The sequence below is a fragment of the Streptomyces sp. NPDC092369 genome (assembly GCF_044755245.1).
In the GTDB taxonomy this organism is placed as follows: Bacteria; Actinomycetota; Actinomycetes; order Streptomycetales; family Streptomycetaceae; genus Streptomyces.
Map to the genome: position 1 here is coordinate 810,015 of NZ_JBIVQP010000001.1, position 13,370 is coordinate 823,384.

General features: G+C 69.0%; 10 protein-coding genes. 1 reads left to right on the forward strand and 9 read right to left on the reverse strand.

All coding sequences use genetic code 11. From position 1 onward, the window contains the following. Positions 1-84 precede the first annotated feature (84 nt). From ACIQI8_RS03630 to ACIQI8_RS03640, 3 genes are read right to left on the reverse strand one after another with little or no spacing between them, the layout of a single operon-like run. A complete protein-coding gene (locus tag ACIQI8_RS03630) occupies positions 85-834 on the reverse strand; it encodes a succinate dehydrogenase/fumarate reductase iron-sulfur subunit (protein ID WP_401711469.1) in 750 nt (249 codons plus the stop codon). Further along, on the reverse strand, positions 831-2,780 hold the full coding sequence (locus ACIQI8_RS03635) for a fumarate reductase/succinate dehydrogenase flavoprotein subunit (RefSeq protein ID WP_402344464.1): 1,950 nt from the start codon (positions 2,778-2,780) through the stop codon (positions 831-833). The genes ACIQI8_RS03630 and ACIQI8_RS03635 overlap by 4 nt, the downstream gene beginning before the upstream one ends. A 2-nt stretch (positions 2,781-2,782) precedes the next feature. Next, positions 2,783-3,454 carry a succinate dehydrogenase gene (locus tag ACIQI8_RS03640; RefSeq protein WP_402346662.1) on the reverse strand — a complete coding sequence of 224 codons (672 nt, stop codon included), beginning with the start codon at positions 3,452-3,454 and terminating at the stop codon, positions 2,783-2,785. A gap of 119 nt (positions 3,455-3,573) precedes the next feature. Between ACIQI8_RS03640 and ACIQI8_RS03645 the strand changes: the two genes are divergently transcribed. Continuing rightward, a complete protein-coding gene (locus tag ACIQI8_RS03645; protein ID WP_402344467.1) occupies positions 3,574-4,461 on the forward strand; it encodes a LysR family transcriptional regulator in 888 nt (295 codons plus the stop codon). A 4-nt stretch (positions 4,462-4,465) separates the two neighbouring features. Here the strand turns inward: ACIQI8_RS03645 and ACIQI8_RS03650 are convergent, their stop codons facing one another. The 6 genes from ACIQI8_RS03650 to ACIQI8_RS03675 all read right to left on the reverse strand — a co-directional run bounded on the left by ACIQI8_RS03650 (position 4,466) and on the right by ACIQI8_RS03675 (position 13,082). Beyond that, positions 4,466-5,380: a carbohydrate ABC transporter permease gene (locus ACIQI8_RS03650; protein ID WP_402344470.1), complete on the reverse strand. Its 915-nt coding sequence runs from the start codon at positions 5,378-5,380 to the stop codon at positions 4,466-4,468. Next, on the reverse strand, positions 5,377-6,309 hold the full coding sequence (locus ACIQI8_RS03655; RefSeq protein WP_402344473.1) for a carbohydrate ABC transporter permease: 933 nt from the start codon (positions 6,307-6,309) through the stop codon (positions 5,377-5,379). The genes ACIQI8_RS03650 and ACIQI8_RS03655 overlap by 4 nt, the downstream gene beginning before the upstream one ends. Then, entirely contained in the window at positions 6,306-7,673 is a 1,368-nt protein-coding gene (locus ACIQI8_RS03660) for an ABC transporter substrate-binding protein (protein WP_402344476.1), read from the reverse strand. Before ACIQI8_RS03660 ends, ACIQI8_RS03655 begins: the two co-directional genes overlap by 4 nt. Positions 7,674-7,697: 24 nt before the next feature. Further along, positions 7,698-8,795 (reverse strand): enolase C-terminal domain-like protein, encoded by a 1,098-nt coding sequence (locus ACIQI8_RS03665; protein ID WP_402344478.1) that lies wholly within the window; start codon positions 8,793-8,795, stop codon positions 7,698-7,700. Positions 8,796-8,854: 59 nt separating this feature from the next. After that, the gene (locus tag ACIQI8_RS03670; protein ID WP_402344481.1) at positions 8,855-12,112 is read right to left on the reverse strand and encodes a discoidin domain-containing protein; all 3,258 of its coding nucleotides are present in this window, start codon (positions 12,110-12,112) and stop codon (positions 8,855-8,857) included. A 127-nt stretch (positions 12,113-12,239) separates the two neighbouring features. Further along, positions 12,240-13,082, reverse strand: coding sequence for a FadR/GntR family transcriptional regulator (locus ACIQI8_RS03675; RefSeq protein WP_402344484.1), 843 nt, complete (start codon positions 13,080-13,082; stop codon positions 12,240-12,242). Positions 13,083-13,370 lie beyond the last annotated feature (288 nt).

Here is a 13,370-nt window from a genome sequence, read left to right on the forward strand (position 1 = left end):
CGGGGACGAGCACCGGTCCCGGTCCCGCCCGTCCGCATCTGATCGGCGAACGTTCGTGTCCCGCAAGGGAGTTGGCGCCGGGGTTCAGCGCTTGGCGACCTTGCGCGTGGCCCGCAGCCACTCCTTGTTCATGCTCGTGATGGACACCAGGGGGATTCCCTTGGGACAGGCGGTGGCGCACTCGCCGGCGAGGGTGCAGCCGCCGAAGCCCTCGTCGTCCATCTGCGCGACCATGTCGAGGACGCGGGTCTCGCGCTCGGGTGCGCCCTGCGGGAGCACGTTGAGATGGTTGATCTTGGCCGAGGTGAACAGCATCGCCGCGCCGTTGGGACAGGCCGCCACGCATGCCCCGCAGCCGATGCACTCGGCGTGCTCGAAGGCGAAGTCGGCGTCCGGTTTGGGGACCGGGGTCGCGTGGGCCTCGGGTGCGGCGCCGGTCGGGGCGGTGATGTAGCCGCCGGCCTGGATGATCCGGTCGAACGCCGAGCGGTCCACGACCAGGTCCTTGATCACCGGGAACGCCGACGCCCGCCAGGGCTCGATGTCGATCGTGTCGCCGTCCTCGAAGGACCGCATGTGCAACTGACAGGTGGTGGTGCGTTCGGGGCCGTGCGCGTCGCCGTTGATGACGAGCGAGCAGGCGCCGCAGATGCCCTCGCGGCAGTCGTGGTCGAAGGCGACCGGGTCCTCGCCCTTGAGGATGAGCTCCTCGTTGAGCGTGTCCAGCATCTCCAGGAAGGACATGTCGGAGGAGATGCCGTCCACCTCGTACGTGGACATGGCGCCGTCGGCGTCGGCGTTGCGCTGCCGCCAGACGCGCAGGGTGAGCTTCATGCGTAGCTCCGCTGAGTGGGGTGGACGTACTCGAAGACCAGGTCTTCCTTGTGCAGGACGGGAGCCTCGCCGGTGCCGGTGAACTCCCAGGCGGCCGCGTACGAGAACTCCTCGTCCCGGCGCGCGGCTTCGCCGTCCGGGGTCTGGGACTCCTCGCGGAAGTGGCCGCCGCAGGACTCGGCACGGTGCAGCGCGTCGAGGCACATCAGCTCGGCCAGTTCCAGGTAGTCGACCACGCGGTTGGCCTTCTCCAGAGACTGGTTGAACTCCTCGCCGGTGCCGGGCACCTTGATCCGCCGCCAGAACTCCTCGCGGATCTGCGGGATGCGCTCCAGTGCCTTGCGCAGCCCGGAGTCGCTGCGGGCCATGCCGCAGAACTCCCACATCAGCTCGCCCAGTTCACGGTGGAAGGAGTCGGGCGTGCGGTCGCCGTCCACCGACAGGAGGAGGTTCAGCCGGTCCTCCGTCTCGGCCAACACCTCCTGGACCTCCGGGTGTTCGTCGGTGACCGCGCTCTGGTGCGGGTTGCGGGCGAGGTAGTCGTTGATGGTCGCCGGCAGCACGAAGTAGCCGTCGGCCAGGCCCTGCATCAGCGCGGAGGCACCGAGGCGGTTGGCGCCGTGGTCGGAGAAGTTGGCCTCGCCGATCGCGAACAGGCCGGGCACGCTGGTCTGCAGGTCGTAGTCGACCCACAGTCCGCCCATCGTGTAGTGCACGGCCGGGTAGATCCGCATCGGGACCGTGTACGGGTCCTCGGCGGTGATCCGGGCGTACATGTCGAAGAGGTTGCCGTACTTCTCCTCGACCGCCTTGCGCCCCATCCGCTGGATCGCGTCGGCGAAGTCGAGATAGACGCCCTGTCCGCCGGGCCCGACTCCCCTGCCCTCGTCGCAGACGTTCTTCGCGGCGCGGGAGGCGATGTCACGCGGGACCAGGTTGCCGAAGGACGGGTAGATGCGCTCCAGGTAGTAGTCGCGCTCGTCCTCGGGGATCCGGTTCGCCGGACGCTCGTCGCCCTTGGCCTTCGGCACCCAGATCCGGCCGTCGTTGCGCAGCGACTCGCTCATCAGCGTCAGCTTGGACTGGTGGTCGCCGGTGCGCGGGATGCAGGTCGGATGGATCTGCGTGAAGCAGGGGTTGGCGAAGAGCGCGCCGCGCCGGTGCGCCCGCCAGACGGCGGTGGCGTTGGAGTTCATGGCGTTCGTCGACAGGTAGAAGACGTTGCCGTATCCGCCGCTCGCGAGGACCACGGCGTCGGCGAAGTACGTGTCGATCTTCCCGGTGATCAGGTCGCGGGCGACGATCCCGCGCGCCTTCCCATCGATGACGATCAGGTCGAGCATCTCGGTGCGCGGGTGCATCTCGATGTTCCCGGCGGCGATCTGCCGGCTGAGCGCCTGATACGCGCCCAGCAGCAGCTGCTGACCCGTCTGGCCGCGGGCGTAGAAGGTCCGGGACACCTGCACACCGCCGAACGACCGGGTGTCGAGCAGGCCGCCGTACTCCCGGGCGAACGGCACGCCCTGCGCCACGCACTGGTCGATGATCTCGACCGAGATCTGCGCCAGGCGGTGGACGTTGGACTCGCGCGCCCTGAAGTCGCCGCCCTTGACGGTGTCGTAGAAGAGCCGGTGGATCGAGTCGCCGTCGTTGCGGTAGTTCTTGGCCGCGTTGATACCGCCCTGCGCGGCGATGGAGTGGGCGCGGCGCGGGGAGTCCTGGTAGCAGAACTGGACGACGTGGTAGCCCTGTTCAGCGAGCGTGGCACCCGCCGAGCCGCCGGCGAGGCCGGTGCCGACGACGATCACGGTGTGCTTGCGGCGGTTGGCCGGGTTGACCAGCTTGGCCTCGAAACGGCGGGTGTCCCAGCGGTCGTTGACCGGCCCGGTCGGGGCCTTGGTGTCGACGACGGGTTCACCGGTCGCGTAGTCCACGTAGGAAGTCATGTTCAGCTCACCACTCCGGTCATGACGCCCACGGGTACGGCGATGAAGCCGGCCGTGAGCAGCAGCGCGAGGGCATTGGCGGTGGTCTTCAGGGCGCGGTCGCGGGTGCGGCTGCCGGCGCCGAGGGTCTGGGCGGCGCTCCAGAAGCCGTGCCGTACGTGCAGGCCGAGTGCGAGCATCGCGACGATGTAGATGACGTTGCCGTACCAGGTGGAGAAAGTGTCCACGACGTTCTGGTACGGGTGGCCCTCCTGGAAGCCGCCGGAGTGCACGGTGCCGGTGGTCAGGTCCAGGATGTGCCAGACGATGAACAGGCCGAGGATGATCCCGCCCCAGCGCATCGTGCGGGTCGCGTAGCTCGCCTGCCGCTTCCTGTGCACGTACTTGCTGGGCCGCGCCCTGATGTCGCGGCGGCTGAGCTGGTAGGCGGAGGTGGCGTGCGCGATCACGGCGACGACCAGGACGATCCGGATGAGCCAGAGCGTCCACTCGTAGTGCATGAAGGGCTCGCCGACGGTGCGCAGCCAGTGTGCGTAGTGGTTGAACTCGCCGGAACCGAAGAAGATCTTCAGGTTCCCGATCATGTGGACGACCAGGTAGAGCAGCATGATCAGGCCGCTGACGGCCATCACGGTCTTCTTGCCGACGGAGCTGTCCCACACGGTCCGCGCCATCGACGGCCGTCGGTCCGTCCGCGTTGCCAGAGCCATGGCAGCGACGGTAGGCCCCGGAACGCCGATCGGTCCAAGACATGGTCCGGCTTGATTCGATAGGCAGCGACTATGGTACGAGTATGCAGTTCCAGCAGCTCCAGTACTTCGTGGCGGTCGCCGAGACGCGGCACTTCACCCGGGCCGCCGACCTGGTCCATGTCGCCCAGCCGTCCCTCTCCCAGCAGATCAAGGCGCTGGAGCGGGAGCTGGGGGCGGATCTGTTCCTGCGGGCGCGCGGCAACATCGCGCTCACCGACGCCGGCGAGGCCCTGCTGCCGCTGGCCCGCCGCATCCTCGCCGACGCGGACACGGCCCGGCACGAGGTGCAGGAGCTGGTGCAGCTGCGCAGTGGGCGGGTGCGGCTGGGGGCGACGCCGAGTCTGTGCACGGGCCTGCTGCCGGATGTGCTGCGCGCCTTCCACGACCGGTATCCCGGGATCCGGCTGCTGATCGAGGAGAGCGGTTCGCACGACCTCGTACGGGAGCTCGCGCGCGGGGCGCTGGATCTCGCGCTCGTCGTGCTGCCACTGCCCACGCCGTCTCCGGCGCTGACGACGGTGGAGCTGTTGCGGGAGGACCTGGTGGTGGTGTCCTCACCGGAGGCGTCGGCGCCGGGTGGGCCCGGGCGGCGGACCGTTCGGATCTCCGACCTGGAGGGTGAGCGGCTCGTCATGTTCCGGCATGGCTATGACCTGCGGGAGTTGACGGTCGCGGCGTGTCGTTCGGCGGGATTCGAGCCCAGCTTCTCCGTCGAGGGGGGTGAGATGGACGCGGTGTTGGGGTTCGTGCGGGCGGGGTTGGGGGTGGCCGTGGTGCCTCGGATGGTCGCGGCGCGGTCGGGGCGGGGCCTGAGGGTGACTCCGTTGGCCCGGCCGGGGTTGTCGCGGACGATCGCGTTGGCGCACCGGAGTGATGTGGCACCGCCCCGGGCGGCACGGGAACTTCAGAGGATGCTGTTGGAGGGGTGAGGGATCACTCCTTGGTCGCCCCCGCCAACATGCCCGACACCAGGGTGCGTTGGGAGAACAGGAACAGGACCAGTACCGGCAGGATCGCCACGATGATCGCCAGTGCCAGTTCGGGGATCGTGATGTTGAGGCCCGCGCCTGCCACCGGGTTGAACGACGGCGTGGAGGTGAGGAGTTGGTTCAGGCCCACCTGGACGGGGAACTGCTTGCTGTTCGGCAGGACCAGGTAGGGCAGGAAGAAGTTGTTCCAGTTGCCCACGAAGCTGAAGAAGGCGACCAGACCGATCACCGGCTTCGCCAGCGGGAGCGCGATCCGCGCGAAGAGCTGCCATTCGTTGCAGCCGTCGATCCGTGCCGCCGACAGCAGGTCCCTCGGCAGGCTGCTGCCGAAGTAGATGTACACGAGGTACACGCCGAACGGGTAGAAGGAAAAGGGCAGGATCACCGACCAGACCGTGCCGATGAGGTGGAAGCGGTTCAGCTCCAGGAAGACCGGGAGCACCAGGGTCGCCTGCGGCATGATCATGGTGACCAGCGTGATCACGAGCAGCGTCTTGCGTCCTCTGAACTTCGTCAGCGCCAGGGCGTAGCCGGCCGGGATGCTGACGGCCAGGGTCAGGATGAGTGAACCGCCCGAGTAGATCGCCGAGTTGCGCAGCCAGGTGAGCATCGCGCCGTCCTGGAAGGCGAACAGATGGCGCCAGGCCGCCCCGATCTGGTGGAACGAGCCGAAGGAGAGCGGGTTGTCCCGGACCGCCTCGCCGGCGGTCTTCGACGGCGCGAGCAGCAGCCAGACAACCGGCAGGACGAAGAACACCAGCAGGAGGGCCAGCAGCAGGACGACGACCAGGAAGGAGAGGGCTCGGGACGGCCGGACGCGCCGGATCGCCGTTGCCGGGGAGAGAGTTGATGGCGTCATGACTCATCCAACTTGAACAGGTTCGAGCGGGCGACCAGCAGGCCCGCGGCAAGGAGGCCGACGGCCAGGAGCACGACGGAGATGGCCGCCGCGCCGTTGAAGTCGCCCTGCTGGAAGGCGTAGACGTAGGCGAGCTGGTTGGGTGACCAGGTGGGGCTCACGCGGCCGAGGCTTGCCGTCTGGAGCAGTTGGGGCTCGACGAAGAGCTGGGTGCCGGTCGCGAAAGCCATGATGGTCATGTAGACGATCCACTGCCGGATCATCGGGATCTGGATGTGCCAGGCGGTGCGCCAGGGCCCCGCGCCGTCCATGCGGGCGGCTTCGAGCACCTCGTCGGGGATGTTGTTGAGCGCCCCGTACATCACGACCATCCAGCCGCCCGCGCCCGTCCAGAAGGCGATGAGCATGAGGATCAACGGCAGGTTGCCCGGGGCGAGTACGGCTGCGAAGGTCTGCATGCCCAGGCTCTTCAGCAGCCAGGACACCGGGCTGACATCCGGGTCGAGCATGAACAGCCAGACCAGGACGCTGGCCACACCGGCGAGGGCGCCCGGGATGTAGTAGAGGAAGCGGAAGAGGGCCGAGGTGGCGGGGCGGACGCGGCTGCGCAGGATCACGGCGGTCAGGACGACCAGGACCACGAGGGCGACCAGCCACAGCACCAGGTAGACGAGCATGTGCCCGAAGGCGGGGCCGAAGCGGTAGTCCTGGACGACCTTGACGAACTGGTTGAGGCCGGTGAACTGGCCCTGGTCGTTGGTGAGCGCCAGGTAGAAGGAGTAGGCGGTCGGCACGACCCCGAAGGCGAGCAGCAGCAGCGTGTAGCCGGCGACGAACCAGTAGCCCGCGCGGCCGCCGCCCCTGCGCCGCGGGGTGGTGCCGCGGCGCAGGGGGGAGACGGCGACGCGCTCGGTCTCCAGCAGGGTCACTGGTCGGCCACCTTGTAGCCGTGCGCCTTCGCCTCGTTGGCGATCTCCTTCTGCCAGGCCGGGAGGGTGTCGGTCAGGCTCTTGCCGGCGGTGAGGGCGGGCAGGACGACGCTGGACCAGGCGGTGGAGTCCGAGAACCGGGTGTTCGACCAGCCCGTCCACACCTCGTTCGCGGCCTGCTCGAAGGCCTGGCTCACGTCGTTGGCGAAGTAGTCGCTGTTGGCAGGGTTCTTGAGCCACGCCTGCGCGGCGGCGGTGTACGCGGGGTAGGTGGGGGCGGACGCCTGGTTCTCTTCGGACGTGGTCAGCCAGGTGACCAGGTCCGTGGACGCCTTGAGGTTGGCGCTGTGCGAGGACACCATCCAGACCCCGCCGCCGACGTTGCCGGTGGCCGCCTTGGTCTCCCCCTGCCAGGTCAGCGGAGGTGCCGCGGCGATCTGCTTGGCCGGGGCGTTGAACGCGGCCTTGAAGAGGTACTGGCCGTACCAGGACGGGCCGTACGCCATCAGGACCTTGCTGCCGCTCTCCTTGGCGAAGCCCTGGCTGAAGAAGCCCTTGGTGGTGACGGCCTTGGCGTCGATCAGGCCGTCCAGGAGCTTCGCCGTGCGGGTGCAGTTCGGGTCCTGGAGATCGGTGCGCAGGGTGTCCGGCTTCACCAGGTCGAAGGCCGGGCACTGGCCGGACCAGAAGTACGACTCGTGCGAGTTGGTGTCACCGACCGAGCCGACGAGGTAGCCGGGGTGGTCCTTGGCCACCTTCTTGCCGAGGGCCTCGTACTCCTCCCAGGTGGTGGGGACCTGGTAACCCCACTTGTCCATGAGGGACTTGTTGTACCAGAGGACCACCTGCGCGATGTCGTTGCGCAGGCAGTAGGTGTGACCGCCGAACTGACAGGGCGTCAAAGAGCCCTTGGCGAAGCCGTTCAGCGTGTTCTGCGGGACGAGCTTGTCGTCCAGCGGGGCGGCGAACGGCTTCACTCCCGGCTTGGTCGGCTCCGAGGCCCAGGTCACGTCGGTGGGCGAGCCGAACACCACGTCCGGCCAGCCGCTGCCGGTCCGGTCGAACAGCTGCACCTTGGACTGCAGGTAGGTCGAGCCGTCGGCACCGCCGTCGTACGTGACGATGTCCATCTTCACGTCCGGGTGCGCCTTCTGGTACTTCTGCACCGACGGCAGGCGGGTCGAGTCCGCCCAGACGGTGATCTGCGAACCGTCCTTCTGCGCGGCCGGCTTGAAGCTCGACTGGTCGGCGGAGGACCGGGAGGTGGTGTCGGCGCTGGCGCAGCCGGCCAGCAGCGCCGCCGTGGTCAGGGAGAGCGCGGCGGCGGCCGTGCGCAGAGCTCTGGTGGACGTGAAAGACGTCATCGTCTTGCCTTTCTGTTCTTGCCGTCAGCGCGGCTGTTCGACGTACGGCAGCAGTTCGCTGCCGTAGCCGAGGTCGAGGGGTAGTGCGATGCCGGGTGCCGTGGGGGCGTGCACCAGGCCCTGGGCGTCGACGTGGCGCTCGCGCACCACCCGGGTCGCGGTCACCAGGGACTCGTAGTAGGTGGTGTTCGAGATCGCCATGCACAGGTGGTGGTTGGGGATGTCCGAGCCGTGCACCTCGGCCCGCAGCCGGAAGGCGTCGGCGAGGTGCGCGGTGCGCATGGCGCCGGTGATGCCGCCACGCAGGTTGGTGCTGGCCCGTACCCCGAAGGTGGCGGCGCCCGCGCGGATGAAGTCGGCGGAGTTCATGTGGACCCCGTCGGAGGTCTCGGCCACCAGCAGCGGGACGTCCACGGTCTCGGCGAGCTGCCGGTACGCGGAGACGCTGAACTCGCGCATCGGCTCCTCGTACCAGAGGTAGTCCGCCTCGGACAGCGCCCGGCCCACGCGGATCGCGTCCGGCAGGTCGAAGCCCGCCGAACCGTCGTACATCAGCGGCACGTCCGGGCCGACGTGCTCCCGCAGGGCCAGGCACAGTCGGGCATCCCTGCGGGCGTCGCCCCAGGCGTGCAGCTTGATCCCCTGGTAGCCGAGCTCCAGGCACTGGTCGGCCACGTCGAGGAACTCCTCGGTGCTGGAGAACGTCGAGGTGGAGGCGTAGGCGGGAATGGATTCGCGGAAGCCGCCGAGCAGTCGCCAGACCGGTTCGCCGTGGTAGCGGCCGGCCAGGTCCCACAGGGCGATGTCGATCAACCCCAGGGTGGGGAGCGGGAGTTCGTGGATACGGTCCAGCTCCCACACCCGGTGCCACAGCCACTCCCGCTGGAGGGGGTCGGCGCCGGTCAGCTCCTCCCGGAAGACCCGGTCCACCAGATCCGTGAGCGTGCTGAACGCTCCCGGGCGGGCGAAGAGGGCCACCCCTTCGACTCCCTCGTCGGTCCCGATGCGCAGCACCGCGCCGTCGCCGGCCGGAGCGCTTCCGCTCAGTCCGTTCCGCCAGCGGAAGGGCGGAACGGCCGCCGGAACGTCGATCCGGTGTACTTCGACATGGGTGATCTTCATCCTGGCTTTCGTCTCTGTGTGGGAGGAGCCGGCCGGGTGCCGGTAGCCGGGCGTGCGGCTCAGAAGCCGCCGTACGCCTGGAGTTCGTAGATGCTGCCGCCGTTCCAGTTGGAGCCGGTGACGGTCAGGCGCAGGTAGCGGGCGGTGATCGGGGCGTCGGCGAGGGAGTAGTTGACCTGGGTGACGGTGCTGGCGGCGGTGTGGTCCTCGAACGTCGACCAGCTCTGGCCGTCGGTGGAGTACTCAAGGCGGTACTTGTAGCCGCTCCCCAGCTCGAAGGTGGTGACCACCGCGGAGACACTGGTGTCCTTGCCGAGATCCACCTGGATCCAGGACGGGTCGGGCAGACCCAGCCCCTGGGCCCAACGCGTCGAGAGGCTGCCGTCGACGGCCTTCGCCGGGGCGTAGCCGTCCGACTCGGAGGACGCGGTCGCCGTCTTGTTCAGGGCCAGGTCGTCGTCGGCCGGGGTGGTCGACTCCGCCGCGGGGCTCGGCTCGGAGGCGTTGAGTTCCGCGTCGCGTGCCACGACGGTGAAGGAGTACGCGGTCGCCGGCTGGAGGTTCGCGACCCGCCAGGTCGTCTTGTCGGTGACGCCGATCCGCTTGCCGTCCTGGTAGACGACGTAGCTGGTCACCGCGGTGTCGTCGGTGGCGGCGGGCCAGCTGACGTCCACCAGGCCGGGCAGCAGCGCCTTGACGGTGGGCTTGCCCGGGCTCGTGGGCGCGGTGTGGTCGGAGGCGGGGGCGCGGGCGGTGCCGTAGACCTGGAAGTCGTAGATGCTGCCGCCGTTGCCGCTGGAGCCGGTCACCGTGAGCCGGACGAAGCGGCCCGCGACGGGGGTGTCCGTGTGGGCGTAGTCGGTCTGCGCGGTGGTGCTGTCGGCGGTGTGGTCCGCGAGCGTCGTCCAGTGGACCTCGTCCGGCGAGACCTGGATGCGGTACTTGTAGCCCTTGCTCAGCTCGAAGGTGGTGATCGCGCCGCTCACGTCGTACGAGGCGCCGAGGTCGACCTGGATCCAGGACGGGTCGGGCAGGCCGAGGCCCTGGGCCCAACGGGTCGACAGATCCCCGTCGTTCACCTTCGCCGGAACGTTGCCCTCCGAGTCGGAGGACGCGGTGACCGGCTTGTTCAGGGCCAGGTCCGTGCCGTCCGGCATGGTGACCCTCAGCGACTTGCTCGGCGCGGACTCGTTGCCGGCCGCGTCACGGGCGGTGACGGTGAAGGTGTACGTCCGTCCCGCCGTCAGGCCGGAGAGGCGTACGGAGGTCTTGCCGGAGGCGTTGACCAGCTTGCCGTCCTGGCGGACCGAGTAGCCGGTGACGCCGGTGTCGTCCGTGGCGGCGGGCCAGTTGAGGTCGGCGACGGTCGGGAAGTCGGTCGTCGCGGTCGGGGTGCCGGGGGCGGTGGGCGCCTGGTGGTCGGTGACCAAGGGGCCCGGGTCGAGGTGCCGGTAGGGCGCCTGGAGACCGGCGTTGTTCACGATCGAGGCGGGCAACTGGTCGCAGGCACCGACCGTGATGTTGCCGTTGACATCGTTGTTCTTGCTCAAGTACTGGACGCTGAAGGCGGGTTGGGTCGTGTAGTTGCCCTTGGCCGTGTTCTCCTCCGCGTGGTTCATCAGCAGCCACTGGAAGGAGACGTCACAGAAGGCGTTACCTGTGTTCTGCCAGTGGCGGCTGCCCTCGTCGTGGTAGACGGCGCCGTAGGCGGGGCCCGGGACCCCGTGGATGTAGTTGCCCGACACCGTGCCGCCGGGGTTGCTGCTGAGCGTGTAGATCGCTCCGCCGTCGGCCTGCGACTTCATGATGTCGCTGATCTCGTTGTCGGTGACGACGGTGTTCCGGCTGATGGTGGGGGTGTCGGAGACCGGGACGCCGGCGTTGTTCGGGTAGGCCGAGTTGCCGCCCTGGTCGGTCAGGCCCCAGCCCCAGCCGACGGAGATGCCGGAGTAGGGCAGGTCGTAGACCTTGTTGTGGGTGATCACCGTGGAGTCGGTGTAGCCCGCCAGGATGCCGAGGGAGCCGTTGTACTGGTCGGCCGCCTTGGTGACGACGTTGTTGTCGACCCGGGTGTCCTTGGTGATGTCCCGTGGATCGTCGGGGTGGGCGTCACCCCACTCGACCCCGCCGATCTGGATGCCGGTCGCGGCGATCTGACGGAAGACGTTGCCGGTGATCGTGGTGTGCTGGGTGCCGGTGTTGAGGTTCAGGCCCACCGCGCCGAGGTGGGTGAAGGTGTTGCCGGTGAACTCGACGTCCTTGCCGTGGCTGACATTGACGGCACCGGGGGTCTTCTTCCAGTTGAGGCGCGTGGAGTCGAAGTCCGGGTTGTCCTTGCCGACCATCCGGAAGCCGGCCTGGCCCTCGATGAACCCGTCGGACGAACTCGGCTCCAGCCAGGTGGAGTAGGAGAAGGTGATGCCCTGGAAGGACACGTCCGTGACGGGGTGCGCACGGGTGCCGTTCAGGTCGACCAGGTCCTGGACCACCGGCACGGTCACGTCCGCGGTCTTCATGTCCTCGCCCTGCTCGGGCTGGTAGTAGACGTAGCCCGCGCTCCTGTCCAGGTACCACTCCCCCGGGCTGTCCAGCAGCTCGCGGGCGTTCTCCAGCCAGGTCGGGTTCTGGATCTCCTGACCGCTCTGGAGGTGGGCGTTGTTCCAGCACGGCTGCTGCATCGTCATGGCGTTGCCGGAGATCGACGCCACGGGGCAGCGCATGAGCTTCCAGCCCCAGGAGCTGACCACTTCAAGGTCCGAGGGGCGCTTGTACGCGCTGATGGCGGAGTCGGTGAAGGTGTAGCCGGTGGAGGTCTTGCTGAAGCCGGCGGGGTTCTTCCCGCTGCGGGCCCTCGTCCTCAACTCACCGTTCACATACAGCTGTCGGGTGTCCAGGCCGGTCAACTTCGCCTTGTAGACCTTGCCTTGGGCGTCTGCCTTGGTCCAGCCGGTGACCTGCTTGCCGCCGCTGATCACGGGGTGCGCACCGGGCGCGGCCTCGTAGACGATCCGCTGCCCGTCGGTGCCGGAGTCCTGGGCGGTCAGGGCGAAGGTGCGACTGAGTTGGTACGTGCCCGACCTGAGCCGGACGTGGATGTCGCCGCGCACCTTGGACTTGGCGTCGCGCACATAGTCACGTGCGTGTTCCAGGGTCCTGAAGGGGTGGTCGGCGGTGCCGCGGCCGGTGTCCTTGCCGGTCGGGGAGACGTAGACGGTGAGGCCGGACGGCCCCGCGGCGGCCTGGGCGGAGGTGGCGGTCAGGGGCGCCGCCGCGGCGGCCAGGGACACGGCGGCTATGAGGACTCTTCGCAGCGGCACACGGCGGCCTCTGCGCGCAGACGGAACAGACACGGAAATCCAATCGCCTGGGGGATGTGGCGCGGGAGGCCGGTCGTCCACCGGCCGCCCCGGACGTCGGTCGGGAAGGCGCCCCCGCGAGGTCGGCCTACGAGGCCGACGTCTGCGGGGGCAGCGAGGAGTCGCCGGGACCGGCGCTCGTCGAGGGCCGCGCGGGTGCCCCGGGGGCGGCGCGGTCACCGAGGTTGAACAGCCGGTCGCGGATCTTCCGCTCGAACTGGGTCCGCGTGGTGGCGATGTGCTCCACCATCAACTCGCTCGCGAGATCGGCCTCCCCCGCGGCGACCGCCTCGGCGATGGCGAGGTGCTGTCGTGCGGCGACCTCCAGCGAGCCGGGGGCGTCGCCGTGGAAGAGCAGCACGTCGGACTGGGAGGCGAGGCGCCGTACGCCGGCGACGCTCGACCTCAGGAACACGTTGTGCGAGGCGGCGCCCACCGCGTCGTGGAAGGCCTCGTCGGCCCGGGCGAAGGCGTGCGCGTCGCCCTGCTGGGCGGCCGTCAGGGAACCCTGCGCACCCTCCTTGATGCTGCGGACCTCGATGGGGGTGGCCAGCCCCGCTGCTCTGCGGGCCGTCTCCGACTCGATCACCGTGCGGTACTCCAGGAGCATCAGCACGTCGTCCATGCTCGTCGGGCGGAAGTGCGCCAGGTGATCGTCCACCAGTCCGCCGGAGGCCTCCGCGACGAAGATGCCGGCGCCTCGCCGCACGCTCAACCGGCCGATGGCGGCCAGGACTTTGACCGCCTCCCGGGTCACGTTGCGGGACGCGCCCAGGACTTCGGCCAGGCCCTGCTCCGTGGGGAGCCGGTCGCCCGGGCGCATGTTCTGCTCGGCGATGTACTCCAGCAGCTGCTCGGCGACGAGTTCATACCCCGGCCGGTAGGGACCCTCGGCCCCCGGTGACGCGTCGGCCACTGTGCAACCCTCCATGCCTGTGGATTAATCAGGTTCATCGGCGATCGCCACTATGACATCCGTGTTACGTGGAGGGAAGATGTCGAACAGAACTGGATTCATGTGAGGGATGAGGCGGAGGCATCGCCAAATGAAGCACATCCATTGACTGTGGGAGGCGTCCGGTCCGGGAACGAGAAAAGGGCGTGGGGGGGGGGGGGGGGGGCCCCCCCCCCCCCCCCCCCCCGGGGGGGCCCACCCCCCCCCCCCCCCCCCGCCCCAACCCCCCCCCCCCCCCACCCCCCCCCCCCCGCGGGGGGGGTA